Origin of the sequence: Streptomyces sp. NPDC014733 (assembly GCF_043083385.1) — a bacterium.
GTDB lineage: Bacteria > Actinomycetota > Actinomycetes > Streptomycetales > Streptomycetaceae > Streptomyces.
This window is the reverse complement of record NZ_JBIBYO010000003.1, coordinates 135437-153754: the sequence shown is the minus strand read 5'-3', so window position 1 is coordinate 153754 and position 18318 is coordinate 135437. Positions and strand designations below refer to the sequence as shown.

General features: G+C 73.6%; 17 protein-coding genes and 1 tRNA gene. 7 read left to right on the top strand and 11 right to left on the bottom strand.

Going from position 1 to position 18318, the window contains the following annotated elements:
* Nucleotides 1-34 precede the first annotated feature (34 nt).
* The 4 genes from mshC to ACF1BH_RS08935 all read right to left on the bottom strand — a co-directional run bounded on the left by mshC (nt 35) and on the right by ACF1BH_RS08935 (nt 3829).
* Nucleotides 35-1264, bottom strand: a complete 1230-nt coding sequence (gene mshC, locus ACF1BH_RS08950; RefSeq protein WP_391641752.1) for a cysteine--1-D-myo-inosityl 2-amino-2-deoxy-alpha-D-glucopyranoside ligase — start codon at nt 1262-1264, stop codon at nt 35-37.
* Nucleotides 1265-1424: 160 nt separating this feature from the next.
* Nucleotides 1425-2396 (bottom strand): SCO1664 family protein, encoded by a 972-nt coding sequence (locus tag ACF1BH_RS08945; RefSeq protein ID WP_391641751.1) that lies wholly within the window; start codon nt 2394-2396, stop codon nt 1425-1427.
* Nucleotides 2397-2401: 5 nt separating this feature from the next.
* On the bottom strand, nt 2402-2992 hold the full coding sequence (locus ACF1BH_RS08940; RefSeq protein WP_078654012.1) for a DUF3090 domain-containing protein: 591 nt from the start codon (nt 2990-2992) through the stop codon (nt 2402-2404).
* Nucleotides 2993-3130: 138 nt separating this feature from the next.
* Complete coding sequence (locus ACF1BH_RS08935) at nt 3131-3829, bottom strand: histidine phosphatase family protein (protein ID WP_391641750.1); 699 nt, start codon at nt 3827-3829, stop codon at nt 3131-3133.
* Nucleotides 3830-3913: 84 nt separating this feature from the next.
* Between ACF1BH_RS08935 and ACF1BH_RS08930 the strand changes: the two genes are divergently transcribed.
* A complete protein-coding gene (locus ACF1BH_RS08930) occupies nt 3914-4912 on the top strand; it encodes a magnesium and cobalt transport protein CorA (RefSeq protein WP_391642187.1) in 999 nt (332 codons plus the stop codon).
* Nucleotides 4913-4933: 21 nt separating this feature from the next.
* Here the strand turns inward: ACF1BH_RS08930 and ACF1BH_RS08925 are convergent, their stop codons facing one another.
* Complete coding sequence (locus ACF1BH_RS08925; RefSeq protein ID WP_391641749.1) at nt 4934-5713, bottom strand: ferritin-like domain-containing protein; 780 nt, start codon at nt 5711-5713, stop codon at nt 4934-4936.
* Nucleotides 5714-5939: 226 nt separating this feature from the next.
* Entirely contained in the window at nt 5940-6989 is a 1050-nt protein-coding gene (locus tag ACF1BH_RS08920) for an LLM class F420-dependent oxidoreductase (protein WP_391641748.1), read from the bottom strand.
* 125 nt (nt 6990-7114) lie between these two features.
* Here ACF1BH_RS08920 and ACF1BH_RS08915 point away from each other — a divergent pair, with 125 nt between their 5' ends.
* Both ACF1BH_RS08915 and ACF1BH_RS08910 read left to right on the top strand, forming a co-directional pair.
* On the top strand, nt 7115-8098 hold the full coding sequence (locus tag ACF1BH_RS08915) for an aldo/keto reductase (RefSeq protein WP_391641747.1): 984 nt from the start codon (nt 7115-7117) through the stop codon (nt 8096-8098).
* Nucleotides 8095-10578, top strand: coding sequence for a helix-hairpin-helix domain-containing protein (locus tag ACF1BH_RS08910; RefSeq protein WP_391641746.1), 2484 nt, complete (start codon nt 8095-8097; stop codon nt 10576-10578). The genes ACF1BH_RS08915 and ACF1BH_RS08910 overlap by 4 nt, the downstream gene beginning before the upstream one ends.
* A gap of 281 nt (nt 10579-10859) precedes the next feature.
* Here ACF1BH_RS08910 and ACF1BH_RS08905 read toward each other — a convergent pair whose 3' ends face one another.
* Nucleotides 10860-11537, bottom strand: a complete 678-nt coding sequence (locus ACF1BH_RS08905; protein WP_391641745.1) for a hypothetical protein — start codon at nt 11535-11537, stop codon at nt 10860-10862.
* A 47-nt stretch (nt 11538-11584) separates the two neighbouring features.
* Here ACF1BH_RS08905 and ACF1BH_RS08900 point away from each other — a divergent pair, with 47 nt between their 5' ends.
* Nucleotides 11585-11773: a DUF5703 family protein gene (locus ACF1BH_RS08900; protein WP_018537156.1), complete on the top strand. Its 189-nt coding sequence runs from the start codon at nt 11585-11587 to the stop codon at nt 11771-11773.
* 200 nt (nt 11774-11973) lie between these two features.
* On the opposite strand, the gene ACF1BH_RS08895 is transcribed toward ACF1BH_RS08900, so the two are convergent.
* The 3 genes from ACF1BH_RS08895 to ACF1BH_RS08885 form a co-directional block, all read right to left on the bottom strand.
* Nucleotides 11974-12753, bottom strand: coding sequence for a chaplin (locus ACF1BH_RS08895; protein ID WP_391641744.1), 780 nt, complete (start codon nt 12751-12753; stop codon nt 11974-11976).
* Nucleotides 12754-12890: 137 nt separating this feature from the next.
* Entirely contained in the window at nt 12891-13124 is a 234-nt protein-coding gene (locus ACF1BH_RS08890; RefSeq protein WP_391641743.1) for a chaplin, read from the bottom strand.
* 154 nt (nt 13125-13278) lie between these two features.
* A complete protein-coding gene (locus ACF1BH_RS08885) occupies nt 13279-14604 on the bottom strand; it encodes a M20/M25/M40 family metallo-hydrolase (protein WP_391641742.1) in 1326 nt (441 codons plus the stop codon).
* Between the two features lie 227 nt (nt 14605-14831).
* Here ACF1BH_RS08885 and ACF1BH_RS08880 point away from each other — a divergent pair.
* From ACF1BH_RS08880 to ACF1BH_RS08870, 3 genes are all read left to right on the top strand, one after another.
* Nucleotides 14832-14919 (top strand) — tRNA-Leu (locus ACF1BH_RS08880).
* A 174-nt stretch (nt 14920-15093) separates the two neighbouring features.
* Nucleotides 15094-15768 (top strand): HAD family hydrolase, encoded by a 675-nt coding sequence (locus ACF1BH_RS08875; RefSeq protein WP_391641741.1) that lies wholly within the window; start codon nt 15094-15096, stop codon nt 15766-15768.
* A 122-nt stretch (nt 15769-15890) separates the two neighbouring features.
* Nucleotides 15891-16292 (top strand): (2Fe-2S) ferredoxin domain-containing protein, encoded by a 402-nt coding sequence (locus ACF1BH_RS08870; RefSeq protein WP_391641740.1) that lies wholly within the window; start codon nt 15891-15893, stop codon nt 16290-16292.
* A gap of 170 nt (nt 16293-16462) precedes the next feature.
* On the opposite strand, the gene ACF1BH_RS08865 is transcribed toward ACF1BH_RS08870, so the two are convergent.
* The gene (locus tag ACF1BH_RS08865; protein ID WP_391641739.1) at nt 16463-18118 is read right to left on the bottom strand and encodes an FAD-binding dehydrogenase; all 1656 of its coding nucleotides are present in this window, start codon (nt 18116-18118) and stop codon (nt 16463-16465) included.
* Nucleotides 18119-18318: the final 200 nt, after the last annotated feature.

The window sequence follows — 18318 nt, the reverse complement described above, 5'->3', positions numbered from 1 at the left end:
GCTGCGGAGGCGCCCCTTCCGGGCCGGTGAGGGGTTAGAGCGCGACGCCCAGCAGTGCGTCCACCGTGCGCGAGACCAGACCGGGCGCGCCCTCGTCGCTGCCGCCGCCGGACTCCTGCGCGGCGGCCCAGCGGTCGACCGCGGCCAGCGCCGCGGGCGAGTCCAGGTCGTCGGCGAGCGCCGTACGGACCTCCTCCAGCAGCGCCTCCGCAGGCGGGCCGTCGGGGCGGGAGACCGCGGCACGCCAGCGCGCCAGCCGGTCCACGGCCTCGGCCAGCACCGCGTCGGTCCACTCCCAGTCGCTGCGGTAGTGGTGGGACAGGAGCGCCAGCCGGATCGCCGCCGGGTCGACGCCGTCGCGGCGCACCGCCGAGACGAAGACCAGATTGCCCTTGGACTTCGACATCTTCTCGCCGTCCAGCGCCACCATCCCGGCGTGGACGTACGCCTTGGCGAAGGGGTGCTCGCCGGTCAGCGCCTGGGCGTGCGAGGCGCCCATCTCGTGGTGCGGGAAGGCCAGGTCGGAGCCGCCGCCCTGGACGTCGAAGCCCATGCCGAGGTGCTCCAGGGCGATGGCGACGCACTCGATGTGCCAGCCGGGCCGGCCGCGGCCCAGCGAGCCGCCGTCCCAGCTCGGCTCGCCGTCGCGGGCGGCCATCCACAGCATCGGGTCGAGGGGGTTCTTCTTGCCCTCCCGCTCCGGGTCGCCGCCGCGTTCGGCGGAGAGCAGCCGCATCGCCTCGGCGTCGAGTCCGGAGACCTCGCCGAAGTGCGGGTCGGAGGAGACGGAGAAGTAGATGTCACCGTCCAGTTCGTAGGCGGCGCCGCTGTCACGGAGCCGTTCGACGAGCGGGACGATGCCGGGTATCGCCTCGACGGCTCCGATGTAGTGGCGGGGCGGGAGCATCCGCAGGGCCGTCATGTCCTCGCGGAACAGCGCGGTCTCGCGTTCGGCGAGCGCCGTCCAGTCGTCCCCGGTGGCGACGGCCCGCTCCAGCAGCGGATCGTCGACATCCGTGACGTTCTGCACGTAGTGAACCTGGCGCTTCGTGTCGAGCCACACGCGCTGAACCAGGTCGAACGCGTTGTAGGTCGCCGCGTGCCCCATGTGGGTGGCGTCGTACGGAGTGATGCCGCAGACGTAGATACGGGCGACGGGACCGGGGTCGAGGGTCACCCGTCCGCCGGTCGCGGTGGAGTGGATCCTCAGGTCGCGGCCCTGACCAGGCAGGGCGGGGACCTCAGAAGCGGGCCATGCATGCATGTCTTGAGACTAACCGGATGCTGGTTCCGCATACGAACCGGAGGGCCGGTAACGACCGGATAGGCGTTCTTGCGTTCGATGCCGGAACGTGCATCAGGCGGTGGCGCGCGCCCCTCGTACGCCGCCCGCCGACGCCCGGTGCGCCGGGTCCGGCGGCGTGTCAGACCGGTGGCCAGGGGATCGGCGGCCAGTCGCCGCCGGGCTCGGGATGACGGCCGGATGTCAGCAGTGCGGCGACCCGTGCGCGCAGCGCGGCGGTCTCGGCGGCGGTGAGGAGTTCGGCCAGCCGGGCGGCGAGCGGAAGGCCCTCCGCCAGCGCGGAGCGGAGCCGCTCCAGCACCGTGACCGCCTCGTCGGGCAGCGGCTCCCCGGCCCATCCCCACAGCAGGGTGCGGAGCTTGTCGTCGGTGTGGAAGGTCACGCCGTGGTCGATGGCGAAGAGCCGCCCACCGGGCCCCGGCAGCAGGTGGCCGCCCTTGCGGTCCCCGTTGTTGAGGACGGCGTCGAGCACCGCCAGCCGCCGCAGCCGCACGTCGTCGGCGTGGACCAGCAGCGCCGGACGCCCCTGCCCGGTCTCCGCGAACCCGACCGCCTTCCAGCCCGGCCCCGGCTCGTCCCCTTCGACCAGTGCCAGCAGCGGCGGGATCTCCTCGGCGTCCGCCTCGGGCACCTCGATCCACCGCTGCACCATGCCGGGGCCGTACGGTCCCTCCCGCAGCACGGTGGCCGGGATCAGCCCCCAGCCCGTCGCCCGGGATATCTCGTACGCGGCGACCTCCCGCTGGGCGAGGTTGCCGTCGGGGAAGTCCCACAGCGGCCGTTCGCCCGCGACCGGCTTGTAGACGCAGTCGACGGTGCGGCCCTCGTGGGTCACGGTGCAGAAGAGGACCGCGTTGGACGCCTCCTCGATACGGCCGCGGACGGTCAGCTCGCCCGCGTTCAGGAAGGCTGTCTGAAGGTTCTCGTCGTTCAGGAAGGTTTCCCGGGAGTCGGTGTCGTTCGGGGAGCCTGCCTGAACGTGGTCGTCCTTCAGGGAGCCTTCCTGAACGTCCCGGGGCCCGGTGGCGGTGGCCTCGGGCCGGCCCGGTGGTGTGGCGGGCCCCGGGAGTGCCGGTTCTGCGGTGGGTTCCATGGCGGTCAGGCGTCCCGCCGGTAGCCGTTCTGGCGCGGGCAGACATGGCCCTCGGGGTCGAGCGGCAGGCTGCACAGCGGGCACGGCGGGCGCCCGGCGTTCACCACCTCCAGGGCGCGCTTGGCGAAGGCGCGCGCCATGGTGCCGGTCATCCGTACCCGCAGCATCGGCGGACCGTTCTCGTCGTCCTGGAGCAGCCGCTCCTCGGCCTCGGCGAGGTCCTCCTCGCTGTCGGCGTCCAGCTCGACCAGCGCCTGCGCCTCGATGATCATGCGCTCGTCCTCGCCGTCCCAGGCGAGCGCCATGGTGCCGACGCGGAACTCCTCCTCCACCGGCGTCTCCAGCGGCGCGGTGTCGGCCAGCTCGGCGGGGGCGACGGCCGGTACCGGGGCGTTGCCGCCGCTGCGCCGCACCACCTCGTCCAGCAACTCGTCGATCCGCTCGGCGAGCGCGGCGACCTGCGTCTTCTCCAGGGCGACACTGGTGGTCCGGCCGGCCGCGGTGGCCTGGAGGAAAAAGCTCCGGCGGCCAGGCAACCCGACCGTACCGGCCACGAAGCGGTCCGGCGCGTCGTAGAAGAACACCTGACGGGACAAGGTCCTGCTCCGATTGCTCGACTGCGGGGGCTGAGCGGTCGCTGCGGCCCCTGGGATCAGTGCGGTCAGTGCGCTCACGGCACGGTTCGCAGAGGTGTCACGGACAGCGCCGTCGCACCACCCTACTGCGCCAGCTGATCACGGTGCTCCCGCACCACCGCCCACGGCCGCCTCACCGCCGTCCCCGGCGCCCGTCGCGTCCGGCGGCGGCAGCAGCCCGCCGAAGTCCCCGGTGTCCCCGAGCCGTACGAGGAAGGGGCGCAGCCGGGTGTAGCGGATCGCGGTGACCGAGCAGGGCTCGACGGAGATGCGCTGGAAGAGGTCGAGGTGGAGGCCGAGCGCCTCGGCGACCAGCGCCTTGATGATGTCGCCGTGCGAGCACATCAGGTACGTGGCGTCCGGGCCGTGCGCCGCCTCGATACGGGCGTTCCAGTCGTGGACCGCGTCGGCGGCGCGCGCCTGCATGGCACGCATCGACTCGCCCCCGGGGAAGGCGGCGGCCGACGGGTGGCGCTGGACTACCTCCATCAGCGGCTCGCCGCTCAGCTCGGCGAGCTTGCGGCCCGACCAGTCGCCGTAGTCGCACTCGTTGATGCGGTCGTCGATGTGCGACGGCAGCCCGGGGCGGGCGTCGAGCAGCGGGCGGAGCGTCTGGCGGCAGCGCTGCAGCGGGCTGGTGACGGCGGCGGCCAGCGGCACCTGCGCCAGCCGCGCGGGGAGCGCCGCGGCCTGTGCGGTGCCGCGCTCGTCGAGGGCGATTCCGGGGGTCCGGCCCGCGAGGACGCCGGAGGTGTTGGCGGTGGAGCGGCCGTGCCGCACCAGGATCAGCGTGGGCATGGCGGCCACCCTACGTTCCCCGGGCGGCTCCCCGGCAGGAGTGCGGGGGCCGTTCCCTGGCAGGAGTGCGGGGCCGGGGTGAGAATGCCTGGTGTGATCGTGGACTGCGCCATCTACCGGGACGGGCGCCGCACGGAGCGGCCCGAGGACTTCCCGAGCGCGCTCCAGGAGGCACGCCGGCAGCGCGGCCACGCCTTCCTGTGGCTGGGCGTCCACGAGCCGACCCCGGAGGAGTTCGAGCGGATCAGCGGCGAGTTCGGGCTGCACCCGCTGGCCGTCGAGGACGCCCTCAAGGCGCACCAGCGGCCGAAGCTGGAGGTCTACGACGACTCGCTGTTCATGGTGCTCAAGCCGGTCGCCTACGACGACACCACCGCCACGGTGACCGCGACGGAGCTGATGGTCTTCGTCGGCGACGCGTTCGTCGTCACCGTCCGGCACGGCGAGACCGGCCCGCTGGCAGCGGTCCGGCGGCGGCTGGAGCACCAGCCGGAGACGCTCCGGCACGGCCCGACGTCGGTGCTCTACGCGGTCGGCGACGCGGTGGTCGACCACTACATCGAGGTGGCCGGGGAGTTGCAGGCGGATCTGGAGGACCTGGAGGCCGAGGTCTTCTCCCCGGACCGTTCGGAGAGCCGCAACACCGCCGCCGAGATCTACGCGTTCAAACGCCAGGTGATGGAGTTCCGGCGCGCCACGGGCCCGCTGACCGAGCCGCTGACGCGCCTCCAGGAGAACCGGGGCGTGCCGTTCGTGCCCGACGGCTCGCGGCCCTTCTTCCGCGACGTCGGTGACCATCTGGCGCGCGCCAACGACTCGGTGGACAGCCTGGACCGGCTGCTGTCCGACATCCTCTCCGCGCATCTGGCGCAGATGGGGGTGCGGCAGAACGACGACATGCGCAAGATCTCCGCGTGGGCGGCGCTGGCCGCCGTGCCGACGCTGATCGCCGGGATCTACGGCATGAACTTCCGCCACATGCCGGAGCTGGGGCTGCGCTTCGGCTATGCCGGGGTGCTGCTGGCGATGGCGGTCATCGAGTTCTCGCTCTACGGGCTGTTCAAGCGGCGCGGCTGGCTGTGAGCGGGCCCGTGGGGGCCCGGCTCAGGCGTACTCGGTGACCGGCCCGCTCAGGGCGTCGCGCCGCTCGGGCATCCGGAGGCTGACCATCCGGTGCCAGCCGACGAGGCGTTCGTAGCCGTAGAGAAGGCGGATGCCGACGGCGAGCAGGGCCGCCTTGGGGGCGGGCCAGCCGAGGATGCGGCCCATGTGGTCCATGACGGCGAGGCTGACGTCCCGGTAGACGGCGATCTCGGCGAGCGCGCAGTCACGCAGGATCCGCTGGATGGCGCGGCCGTGGCCGTCGCGGGCGAGGCGGAGCAGTTCCTCGTGGCAGTAGGCGAGGTGGTTGTCCTCGTCCTGGGAGATCATCCGGACCGCGCGGCCCAGCTCGGGGTGGTCGCCGAAGTGCTTGCGCAGCAGCCGCATCTGCTCGGAGGCGCGCTGCTCGGTGACCCGGCTGTGCGCGAGGTAGGTGACCACGTCCTCCTCGGTCAGCGGCGCGGCGGCGCGCAGCCGGTCGTGGGCGAGGCCGATGCCGCGGCGTTCCAGGAGCATCGTGTAGTCGGTGGCGGCGGGGACGGTGGCCGCCTCCAGACCGCGTTTGCGCAGCAGGGCGCGGAAGATCCGGCCGTGTTTGTCCTCGTCGGCGCCGTGCCGGGCGGCCTTCGGTGCCAGGTCGCGCCTTCCCTCGGGGATGAGGGCGGCGATCCGTCCGTTCTCCCAGCCGCCTTGGGCCTCGCCGCCCGCGGCGATGGAGCAGAAGAGTCGGTACGCCTCGTCGTTGTCGAGGATTTCCTGGAACAGGCTCCGGGCCGAGAGCATCAGCGCCACCTCCGAAGGACACGCCTGGAGGGAAAGTCAAAAGCGGGTCGGCGGGCCCGGCAACCGGAGGCGGAGGATCGTTCCTCCGTGCGAACGAGCAGGGGCGTAACCGGGTGGTCGGCGGGCCGTTGTCCCCGGCGACGGCCGTGGCGGGGAGACCCCCGAGCCCTCACCACGGCCGCGGTCCGCAAGCCGCCCGGTGCCCGTGCACCGGGCGGCTTCCGTATCAGGCGAGCCCGGCCTTCTCCAGCGCCTCGGTGCCCGCGCGCAGGGCGGCGATCCGCTCGTCCAGGGTGAATCCGGCGGGCGCCAGCGTCAGCGTGGTGACGCCCGCGGCGGCGTACGCCTGCATCCGCTCCGCGATCCGCTCGACGGGGCCGAGCAGCGAGGTCTGGTCGATCAGCTGCCGCGGCACGGCGGCGGCCGCGCCGTCCTTGTCGCCGGAGAGGTACCTGTCCTGGATCTCGGCGGCTTCCGCGCCGTACCCCATGCGGGTGGCCAGCTTGTTGTAGAAGTTCTGCTTGCGGCTGCCCATGCCGCCGACGTACAGCGCGGTGTACGGGCGGAACATGTCGGCGAGCGCGTCGACGTCGTCGCCGACGGCGAGCGGCAGTGTCGGGCAGACGTCGAAGCCGTCCATCGTCAGCCCGGCCTTGGCGCGGCCCGCCCGCAGGGGCGCGAGGGCGGTCTCCTCCAGGTGCTCGGCCGAGGGGAAGATCAGCAGCGCGCCGTCGGCGATCTCGCCGGTCTGCTCCAGGTTCTTGGGGCCGATCGCCGCGATGTAGAGCGGGATGCGCTCGCGGGTGGGGTGGACGGTGAGCTTGAGGGGCTTGCCCGGGCCGTCGGGCAGCGGGAGCGTCCAGTGCGCGCCCTCGTACGACAGGCGTTCGCGGGAGAGCGCCTTGCGGACGATGTCGACGTACTCGCGGGTGCGGGCGAGCGGCTTGTCGAACTTCACGCCGTACCAGCCCTCGGAGACCTGCGGGCCGGAGACGCCGAGGCCGAGGCGGAAGCGGCCGCCGGAGAGCGAGTCGAGGGTGGCCGCGGTCATCGCGGTCATCGCGGGGGTACGGGCCGGGATCTGGAAGATCGCCGAGCCGACGTCGATCCGCTCGGTGCGGGCGGCGACCCAGGACAGGACCGTGGGGGCGTCGGATCCGTACGCCTCGGCGGCCCAGCAGACCGCGTAGCCCAGCCGGTCCGCCTCCTGCGCCACGGCGAGGTTGTCGCCGTCCATCCCGGCGCCCCAGTAACCGAGGTTGATGCCAAGCCTCATGCCGCTCCCCTTACCGATCAGTAACGTCACGTTGCGGGGACTCTAGCGCGCACCGGCGCCCGGCGTCACCGGCGGTTGTCCACAGGTCTCCTGCGCGCGGCGGACGGCCACTAACCTCGGGCCGCATGGAGCAACGGCATCTCGGCCGTACGGGTCTGCGCGTGTCCCGTATCGGGCTCGGCACACTCACCTGGGCGCGCGACACCGACGAGCGAGGTGCGGCCGAGCAGCTCAAGACGTTCTGGGAGGCGGGCGGCAGCCTCGTCGACACCGCGGACATATACGCCGACGGCGGCGCCGAGCGGCTGCTCGGACGGCTGCTGGAGGGCCTGGTGCCACGCACCGATCTGGTGATCGCCACGAAGGCGGGCAGCGTCCTGGAGCCGGACCGCCGGGTGGACGGCTCGCGCCGCCATCTGCTCGCCGCGCTGGACGCCTCGCTGCGCCGCCTGGGCACGGACCACGTCGACCTCTGGCAACTGCACGCCTTCGACCCGCACACCCCGCTGGAGGAGACGCTGCAGGCGCTGGACACCGCCGTCCGCAGCGGCCGGGCGCGGTACGCGGGGCTCGCCGGCTTCTCCGGCTGGCAGCTGGCCAAGGCCGCCACCTGGCAGCTGGCCGAGCCCGCGGTGCGCACCCGGCTGGCGAGCGCACAGCTGGAGTACTCGCTGCTCCGGCGCGGCGCGGAGCGGGAGGTGCTGCCCGCCGCCCGCGACCTGGGCCTCGGTCTGCTGCCCGCCTCACCGCTGGGCCGCGGCGTACTCACCGGCAAGTACCGCCGCGCCACCCCGATCGATTCGCGGGGCGCCTCGGACCGGCTGGCCGGGTTCGTCGCGCCGTATCTGGACAAGCGGTGCGACGGCATCGTCGACGCGGTCACCACCGCGGCCGACGGACTCGCCGTCACCCCGCTCCACGTCGCGCTCGCGTGGGTGCGCGACCGCCCCGGGGTCGTCGCCCCGCTCATCGGCGCCCGGACATCGGCGCAGCTCGCGGCGGCGTTGTCAGTGGAGGCGCTTACGCTTCCTGACGAGATCACCCGGGCGCTGGACGACGTGTCGGCCCCGGACCACCACTGTCCCGATCACCACTGGAGCACGCTGTGAGCACCGACCGCCCCTCCGGCGAGACCGCGCCCGAGCAGGAGGCCGCGCCGGGCAGCCCGCCCGCCGCCGCGGAGGCGGGCGCTCCGGGAGAGCCGACGGCTCCGGAGGGCCCGGCGGAGCAGGCTTCCCCGGGTGACGGTGCGGCGACCGCTCCTTCGGGTGACGAGGCGGCGGGCCGGGCCGGGGCCGCGCAGGGCACGGCCGGGGCGGCCGCCGGTGAGGCCGCGCCCGGCGCCCCGGCTCCGGGCGGGAAGGCCACGGCGGCGGCGCTGGCGGCCGCGGTGCGGGCGGTGGAGAGCGGCGAGCGCTCCGCCGCGTCCTTCTTCGCCGACGCACCGCGCCCTCCGGCCGCCCGGCCCGCCGCGACGCCTCCGACGGCAGGCCAGGCGGGCGGCGGGCGGCCTCCGCAGGGCGCTCCGGGGGCGCGCGGTGACGCTCCGGCGCGGGCCGCGGCCCCGCCCGTCGAGGTCCGGCAGGCAGCGCCGGCCGCCCCGCCGCGTCCGCTGCCGCCCACCGCCGCGGGCCTCGACGGCGTACGCCAGGTGCTGGCGGCGGGCGGCGCCCCGGAGGCGCTGGCGGGCAAGGCGGCCGAGGTGCTCGGCGAGCGGGCCGGAGAGGTGCTGCGCGAGGACCCGTGGCAGCTGCTGGCGGTGCCCGGCGTCCGGCCCGAGCAGGCCGACACCTTCGCGCGGGCGCTGCTGGGCGCCGCCTGCGGGCCCGGTGACGAGCGGCGCGCCGTGGCGCTCGTCGGCTGGCTGCTGGAGCAGGCCGCGCTGGCCGGACACTCCGCCCTGGAGGCGTCCGCGCTGCGGGAGGCGCTCGCCCGGCGGGCGGTGCCGGATCCGGACGAGGCCCTCCAGCTCGCCCTCGCCGAGGGCGCCGCCCTCGTCTTCCAGGACGCCCTCGACACCCCGGCCACGGCCCGTCCCGCCCCGGAGGACGAGGAGGAGACCCCGGTCCGGGTGCTGCTGGGCCTCGACCGCTACGCGATGGCCGAGGAGAGCGTCGCCGACGGACTGGCCCGGCTGCTCAGCACCTGCGAGGCGGCCGGGGACGGGGAGCCGGATACCCCCGGCACCGAGGCCGAAGAGACCGAGCAGGCCGGGCCGGAAGCCGTGGAGGCGGCGGAAGCAGAAGCCGGTGAGGTGGCCGCGGAGCCGGAGCCGGAAGCCGCGGAGCGGGCCGGGGACGGGGCGGGCGCCCCGGAGGGGAGCGCTCCGGCCGAGGAGCGGGCACGGCCCTCCGCTGCGCGGTGGGAGGCCGCGGCAGCGGCGGCTCCCTCGCCCTCCGCGGCCGAGCTGATCCGGGCCGTGGCCCACAGCGGTCTGGTGGCCCACACCGGCGCCGAGGCGGCCCGCGCCGAGCCCGCCGCGCTGGTCACCGCCGCCCGCGCCCTGGGCCTGCGCGCCTACGCCGCCACCCACACCGGCAACGGCCGCGCCCGGCTCGCCGCCCAGCTCACCGCCGCGGACGCCCCGGAAGCGGCGGCGGACGCCGGTGCGGCGGCCGTCACCGTCGCCGGGCTGCTGTCGGGCCGGGAGGGCCCGGGCCGGGACGCGGACGGGGCGCTCGCCCTCGATCTCCTCGTCGTCCTGGACGCCCCGCAGCTGGATCTGGAGACCGCGGCGGCGCTCGTCGAGTCGCTGGCCGACGGGGTCCGGCTGGTGCTCAGCGGTGACCCGGGGGTCCTCTGGTCCGCGGGCCCCGGCCGTCTCTTCGCCGATCTGCTGGCCGCCCGCTGCTGCCCGCAGATCGCCTCGCGCACCCCCGACTTCGGCCCGATCGGGGAGCTGGTCTCCGGCATCGGTATCGGGGAGCTGAACCCGGTGGAGGCGCCCGGCAAGGAGGTGGTGATCGTCCCCGTGCGGGACGCCCGCGAGGCGGTGCACCGCACCGTCCAGCTGGTCGCCGACTCGGTGCCCCGGGCGCTGGGCGTACCGCCGCGGGAGACGCAGGTCATCACCGTCGGCCACGGCGGCTCGGCCGGCACTCGCGCGCTCAACGCCGCGCTCAAGGAACGGCTCAATCCGGGCCCCGGCCGGTTCGGCGGCTTCGACCCCGGGGACCGCGTCGCCTACTGCCCCGCCCCGGGCCGCACCGTGCCCGCCACGGTCACCGGCGCGGACGCCGACGGCCTGCGGCTGGACTGCGACGGCACCCCTCTCGTGGTCGGGCGCGCCCGCGTCGAGGCGGGTGCGGTCCGGCACGGCTGGGCGCTCACCGCCCATCAGGCGGCCGGGATGCGCTGGCCGGCGGCCGTCGTGGTGCTGCCCGGTGACGCCGCCCAGGGGCTGGACCGGGCCTGGGTCTACACCGCGTTCAGCCGCGGCGAACGCCATCTGTCGGTCGTCCAGGGCGTGGACCAGGCCCTCTCCCGCGCCGTCGCCGACCTCCCGGCCAAGGAGCGGACCACCCGCCTGCGCACCCTGCTCCAGCAGCAGAACGCCCAGGCAGCGGCGGAGGCCGCACAGACGGACTGAGGACAGGCGGTCTGAGGACAGACGGACTGAGGCGGGAGGGCAGCAGCGGCGACGGTGGGGCCAAGGCCCGTACCGGCGCGGCCGCGGGTGGGCGCGTCGGGCCGAAAGCGCTCCCGCCGCGCCCGCCGGGACAGGCCCGGCAGCCCACTGCCCCGGGGAGCCGGAAACGCACACGCGCTCCCCGCTCCCCGAGGCAGTCCCGAACCCGACACTCCCGAGCCGTCGGTCCGGTCGGCTCCCTCAGTCCGGTCAGCTCCGCTCCCGGACGGGAAAGCCGCCGCTCAGCGCCGCCGGTCGGGCCCTGCGGTGTCCTGCTCCTCGTCCAGCTCCTCGTCGAAGACCGAGCTGACGTCGAACCGGCAGACCACCTGCTGCGGATCGATGTCCTCGAACGGCTCCGACAGCCACTCCCCCGGCTCCGGCGGGTCGTCGGCAGCCGCGACCCAGAGCGTGGAGTCGCCCTCCTCCAGACCGAACTCCTTGTGCCGGGAAGCGATTTCGTCCGGCTCGAACTCGCCGAAGAGCACGCCGAGCGCCGCATACACGCTGGAGCCCACCACCGCGGCACCGCTCTCCCCCGGAGCTCGGGCCACGTCGTCCGCGGTCTCCGGATCGAGATCGGCGACGCGCTGAGCCTGATGACGCAGTCGCTGCGGATCGGCGACCGCGTAGTCCCGGCGGATCAGCACGCTCACCGCGCTGGGTTCCTCCGGCCCCTGGTAGGCGGGGAGATGGTCGCTTCCGGGGATCTCGAAGGGGGTGACTTCGTCGTAGGTGTCGTAGAGCAGCTCGTCGTAGACCTCTGCCGCGGCGGCGAGTTCGTCGAACGCGGCGTAGACGGCGGGATCGTCCTGCCCCGAGCGGCGTTCCACCGCGTCGAGGTGACGGTCCAGTGCGGCTTTGACCGCCTCGGCGGCGGCACGTACCTCGGCAGCGGAAGGCTGCGCAGCATCAGACATGGTGCAGACGCTATCCGTACCGGGGCCGGTCCCGCACAATAGATGCGATGCCGGAATACGAATTCTGCGATGTGTACGTGCCGCGGGGGGTCTCCCGCAAGGCTGCCACACGCCTGCTGACCGACCACGCCGAGTACGGGCACTGGGAGTTGGACCGCCTGCGCCTCAACCCCGACGGCAGCCGCCGGGTGCGGCTGCGCCGCCGGATCATCCGCCAGCTCCGCGCCACATGGTGACGGTCCCCGCCGCCCGCTGACGGGCCGCGCGAGCGGTACGCCGTACCCGGCGGGGTGCGGCGTACCGCTTTTGAGGCGTGCACCCGGCGCGGTGCGGCGGACATGCGGAGCGGCGGCGGACGGCCTTTCACGGCAACGCGAAGCGGGCCCCGCCGGTGTGCGGGGCCCGCTCCGTCCTGCGATGCCGTGTCGGCGCTACCTCACCTGCGTGCGGCGCGGGCCCGGCGGTAGAGCAGGGCACCACCGAGCATCAGACCGGCACTGGCCGAGGCCGCGTACCCGATCGACTCGGCGCCGGTGTGCGCGAGCTCACGCGGCGGCTCCGGAGTGTCGGCGATCTTGACGTGCGACGCCGTCTGCGGCCGCGGTCCCGGCGTGGACGGTGTGGAGGGGTGCTCCTTCACCGGCTCACCGGGGTGGTGCGGCTGCTCCGGATTCCCGGGCTTCGCCGGGTGACCCGGCTCGGTCGGTTCCGCCGGGCGGGTCGGGACGGCGTCGTTGCCGCACTCGTTGCCGAACGCGGGGTTGAGCAGACCGACGACGTCGGCGCTGTTGCCGCAGGCGTTCACCGGGATGTCGACCGGCACCTGGACGTTGTTGCCGGACCCGACGCCCGGCGAACCGACGGCGCCGCCCTCGGCGGTCGCGCCGCCGTGCCCGCTCTGCTCTCCGCCTTGACCCGCGGGCGTGCCGCCCTCGTCGTGGTGACCGCCACCCGGCGAAGTCCGGTGCTCACCGGAGCCGTTGACGCAGCTGTTGCCCATCGCCGGGTTGAGCAGACCGACGACGTTGACGGTGTTGCCGCAGGCGTTGACCGGTACATGCACCGGGACCTGCACATTGTTGCCGGATGCGACGCCGGGTGAGTGCGCTGCGCCACCCTGGGCGCCCGCGTCGGCGTGTGCGTAGCCCACCGTGGCGGCGAGGATGCCGCCTGCAGCCGCCACGGTGATCAGGCCCTTGCGTGCGACCTGTCTCATAGGTTGTTCCCCTGCCTCGTGCCTTGCGAATGCGGACGGACGCGGAAGGACGCCGCCCGCGGAAATCCCCGGCAGCTCCGGAACGCGAGGCGCTCCGGAGCCAACCGGATCGGACCCTTGCGGGTGCAGATGCGACGTCAGTCGTTGATGCAGGTGTTGCCGAAGGCGGGGTTCAGCAGCCCGATCACGGAGACCGTGTTACCGCAGACCTCCACCGGGAGGTGCACCGGAACCTGAATCACGTCGCCGGAGACCACGCCCGGGGAGCCGACAGAGGCCCCCTCGGCTCCCGAGTCGGCAACGGCCAGGCCCGCGCCGGCGAGCACAAATCCACCGGTGAGCGCCGCGGCAGCGACGACCTTCTTGATCATGTAAGTCCTCCTACGTTTGGCAGTGCGGTCCCAGCCGCGGACCGCACAGCCTGCAACGATGCGGAGGACTTACAGGCTACGAGGATGACTCAGCATTCACTCTTTCCAGCGAAAAACCCCTCAGTATTGGGCAGTTCACCCCCTGCCGGGATGATCAGCTCGCGTCGATGAAACGGTCCAGCACACGGACGCCGAACTTCAGCCCGTCCACCGGCACCCGCTCGTCCACACCGTGGAACATGCCCGCGAAGTCCAGCTCCGGCGGCAGCTTCAGCGGCGCGAACCCGAAGCCGCGGATGCCCAGCCGGTCGAACGACTTGGCATCGGTACCGGCCGAGAGCATGTACGGCACGGCCCGCGCGATCGGGTCCTCGGCCAGCAGCGACGACTGCATCGCCTCGACCAGGGCGCCGTCGAAACTGGTCTCCAGCGCCTTGTCGGCGTGGATGTCCTCCCGCTTGACGCGCGGGCCGAGGAGACGGTCGAGGTCGGCCAGGAACTCCTCCTCGTAACCGGGCAGGAAGCGGCCGTCGACATGGGCGGTGGCCTGGCCGGGAATGACGTTGACCTTGTAACCGGAGCCGAGCTGGGTGGGGTTGGCGGTGTTCTTGAGGGAGGCGCCGATCAGCTTGGCGATGCCGCCGAGCTTCGCCAGCGTGTCCTCCATGTTCTCCGGGTCGAGTTCGGTGCCCAGGGCGTCGCCCAGTTCGTCCAGGAAATGGCGGAGCGTCTTGGTGACGCGCACCGGGAACTCGTGACGGCCCAACCGGCCGACGGCCTCGGAGAGTTCGGTGATGGCGTTGTCGCGGTGGATCATCGACCCGTGTCCGGCGGTGCCGTCCACGGTGAGCTTCATCCAGTGCATGCCCTTCTGCGCCGTCTCGACGAGGTAGAGCCGCAGGTTCTCGTTGACGGTGAACGAGAAACCGCCGACCTCACTGATCGCCTCGGTGACGCCCTCGAAGAGACCGGGGTGGTTGTCGACGAGGTGGCGGGCGCCGTACGTGCCGCCGGCCTCCTCGTCGGCGAGGAAGGCCAGGACGATGTCGCGGGGCGGCTTGCGGCCGGAGCGCATCCGGTCGCGGACGACCGCCAGCGTCATCGCGTCCATGTCCTTCATGTCCACGGCGCCGCGGCCCCAGACGCACCCGTCGGCGATCTCGCCGGAGAACGGGTGGTGGGTCCAGTCGTCGGCGTTGGCCGGGACGACGTCGGTGTGACCGTGGATGAGCAGGGCCGGACGGGAGCTGTCCTCCCCCTCGATACGGGCGACCGTCGAGGCCCGGCCCGGGTGGGATTCGAAGATCTGCGGCTCCAGCCCGACCTCCGCGAGCTTCTCCGCCACGTACTCCGCCGCGGCGCGCTCGCCGGGTCCGGAGTGGTCGCCGTAGTTGCTGGTGTCGATCCGGATCAGGTCCCGGCACAGGTCGACGACCTCGTCCTCACCGGTGACCGTACGGGCCGGCTGTGACTCGCTCACGTTGCCTCCTTGGGGGGTTCACGGCCGCGGCACGCCCCAGGGACCGGCCGCGGCGGGGTCCACCGCCATCCTCCCCCCGGGACGGGCTCCACCCAAGGCCGCAATACGGCCGACATGCCCTGGTCACAGGCGCAGACCGGCTGCGACGTGCGGGTGATCGAGCACCCCGAAAGGTTTGCTATTGTTTTCTCTGTCGGAACGGCCCAGGCCGGAACGGCAGACACCTTGTCCGGGTGGCGGAATGGCAGACGCGCTAGCTTGAGGTGCTAGTGCCCTTTATCGGGCGTGGGGGTTCAAGTCCCCCCTCGGACACCAGCGGAAGACCCCAGTTGATCTGGGGTCTTTCTTTTTTGCCTCCGTGGGTCGGAGGCCGAGGGGGCCCGGGCCCCGTACCCGCGGCGCGCTCCCCCGTAATTCCGGTGCGTCGGCAGGTCCCGGCACGTAGCGTGCGCGCCGTTGGGTGGGGTGTGGGACGGGAAGGGTGCGCGGATGTTGATCTTTGATGCGGATGACACGTTGTGGGAGAACAACGTGATCTTCGAGCGGGTCATCGAAGAGTTCACGGAGTGGATGGCGCGTCCCGGGCTCGGGCGGGACGAGGTGCGGGCGGTGCTCGACGGGATCGAGGCGGCGAACGCGGTGACGCACGGGTACGGCAGCAAGGTGTTCCTGCGCAGTCTCGGGGAGTGTCTGGCGCGGCTGCGGGGGCGCCCGGCGAACGCCCGGGAGGCGGCGCGGATCGAGGGGTGGGCGGCGGCGTTCGACGGCGGGACGGTGGAGCTGATCGACGGGGTACCGCAGACGCTGGCGGAGCTGGCCGTCCGTCATGAGCTGCTGATGCTCACCAAGGGTGAGGTGGAGGAGCAGCGGCGCAAGGTGGACGCGTCGGGGCTGAGCAAGCATTTCCGGGGCGTGCACATCGTGCCGGAGAAGGACGTCACCACGTACGAGGAGCTGGTGCGGGAGTACGGCGTGGCGCCCGCGGAGACGTGGATGATCGGCAACTCGCCGCGGTCGGACATCCTTCCGGCCCGGTCGGCGGGGTTGAACGCCGTCTTCATCCCGCACGACCGGACGTGGGTGCTGGAGCACGCGGAGCTGGATCCGGCGGACGGAAAGGTGCTGCGGCTCGGGGCGTTCGGCGAGTTGGTGCGGCACTTCTGAGGGCTCCGGCGGGCTCGTTCCGGGCGGGCGGCGGGCCGGTGGACGCCGTCTCCGGCGGTGCGGGTCGGGCCGCGGGCGGCGCGGACGGAGGGGCCGTCGACGGCGCACGTAGCATGGGCCGGATGAGTGCCAAGCGTTCCGGGCGGGTGGCCGCCGAAGCTCCGTGCCGGGTCACCGTCTGCCGGGGTTGCTGCTGTGGCGACGGGGCGAAGGTTCCCGGCGTCGATCATGCCGGGCAGATCCCGCGGCTGCGGGCGGCGTTGGGCGGCGCCGCGCCGGTGCGGGCGTCGGAGTGCCTGGACGTCTGCGATCAGGCGAACGTCGTCGTGGTGCAGCCGTCGGCCGCCGGGCGGGCCGCGGGCGGTCGTCCGGTGTGGCTGGGGCTGGTCAACGACGATGATGCGCTGACGGACATCGCGGCGTGGATACGGGCCGGCGGGCCGGGGCTCGCCGAGCCGCCCGGGGTGCTGGATCTGTACGCGTTCACGGTGTCGCGGCGGGTACGGGAGGCGCTGGAGGGGTGAGTCCGCCGTGCCCTACGGCGCGGGTGGGCCGGGGGGCGCCGCCGCGCGGGGTGGCGCCGGCGGTCGCGCCGCACCCGTCCGTGGCGCGGCCGGCCCGACCGCTCCGTAGCGCCCGCGCCGTACCGGAAGCCCCCGTGCCCCGCCCCGTACCGGCGCCTCGTCCTGCCCGGTCAGGCGACCGCCCGGGCCGCCGCCCTGCCCGCGGTGCGGCCCGAGAAGAGGCAGCCGCCGAGGAAGGTGCCTTCCAGGGAGCGGTAGCCGTGGACGCCGCCGCCGCCGAAACCGGCGGCCTCGCCTGCCGCGTAGACGCCGGGGAGGGGGGTGCCGTCGGCGGTCAGGACGCGGGAGGAGAGGTCGGTCTCCAGGCCGCCGAGGGTTTTGCGGGTCAGGATGTGGAGGCGTACCGCGATGAGCGGGCCCGCCTTCGGGTCGAGGAGGCGGTGCGGGGCGGCGGTGCGGATGAGGCGGTCGCCGAGGTATTTGCGGGCGCCGTGCAGGGCTGTGACCTGGAGGTCCTTGGTGAAGGGGTGGTCGATCTCGCGGTCGCGGGCGGCGATTTCGCGGTGCAGTGCGGCCTCGTCGATCAGCGGTTCGCCCGTCAGGTCGTTCATCTGACGGACCAGTGCGGGCAGGGTGCGGGCGGTGAGGAAGTCGCTGCCGTGGTCGAGGAACGCCTGGACGGGGCCGGGGGCGCCGCCGCGGGCGCGGCCGAGGACGTCGCGGACGGACTTGCCGGTCAGGTCCGGGTTCTGCTCGGAGCCGGAGAGGGTGAACTCCTTCTCGATGATCTTGCGGGTGAGCACGAACCAGGTGTGGTCGTGGCCGGTGCGCATGATGTGGTCGAGGGTGCCGAGGGTGTCGAAGCCGGGGAAGAGCGGCACCGGCAGGCGTTTGCCGGTCGCGTCCAGCCAGAGCGGGGACGGGCCGGAGAGGATCCGGATGCCGTGCTGCGGCCAGATCGGGTTCCAGTTGTCGATGCCCTCGGTGTAGTGCCACATCCGGTCGCGGTTGATGAGGCGGGCGCCGGCCTTCTCGGCGACGCCGAGCATCGCGCCGTCGACGTGTGCGGGGACGCCGGAGAGCATGTGGCGCGGCGGAGTGCCGAGCCGCTCCGGCCAGTTGGCGCGGACCAGGTCGTGGTTGCCGCCGATGCCGCCGGAGGTGACGATCACGGCTTGGGCGCGGAGGCTGAAGGCGCCGGACGTCTCGCGGCTGCTGGGCGTGCCGCGTTCGGCGTCGGAGGGGACGAGGATGTCGCCGCTGACGGTGTCGACGGCGCCGCCCGTAGCGGTCAGGCCGGTGACGCGGTGGCGGAAGCGGAGGTCCACCAGGCCGCGGGCGGCGCCGGCGCGCACCCGGCGGGCGAAGGGGGCGACGAGGCCGGGGCCGGTGCCCCAGGTGATGTGGAAGCGGGGGACGGAGTTGCCGTGGCCGGTCGCGTCGTAGCCGCCGCGTTCGGCCCAGCCGACGACGGGGAAGAAGCGGACGCCCTGGCGGTGCAGCCAGGGGCGCTTCTCGCCGGCGGCGAAGTCGACGTACGCCTCGGCCCACTTGCGGGGCCAGTGGTCCTCGGGGCGGTCGAATCCGGCGGTGCCGAGCCAGTCCTGCCAGGCCAGGTCGTGGCTGTCGCGGATGCGCAGGCGGCGCTGCTCGGGTGAGTCGACGAGGAAGAGGCCGCCGAAGGACCAGTGGGCCTGGCCGCCGAGGGACTGTTCGGGTTCCTGGTCGAGGAGGATCACCTTCCGTCCCGCGTCGGCCAGTTCCGCGGTGGCCGCGAGGCCGGCCAGACCCGCTCCGATCACGATCACATCAGCGTCGTACGCCATCGTCAGCTCTCCTCACCGGGGCGCGCCGGAGGTCCCGGATGCCGTGGTGATCCGATACTCGGCGCAGGTCCGTACGGGCGTCAACAGGTCGTACCAACCGGTCGGCATGGGTGGTGGCGGGCGGTTCGGGCCGGTGCGCGGCGGGGTGGCGCGGCGCGGCAGGCCGACGCGACGGCGGCCACCGCGACGGGCGGGCCGGG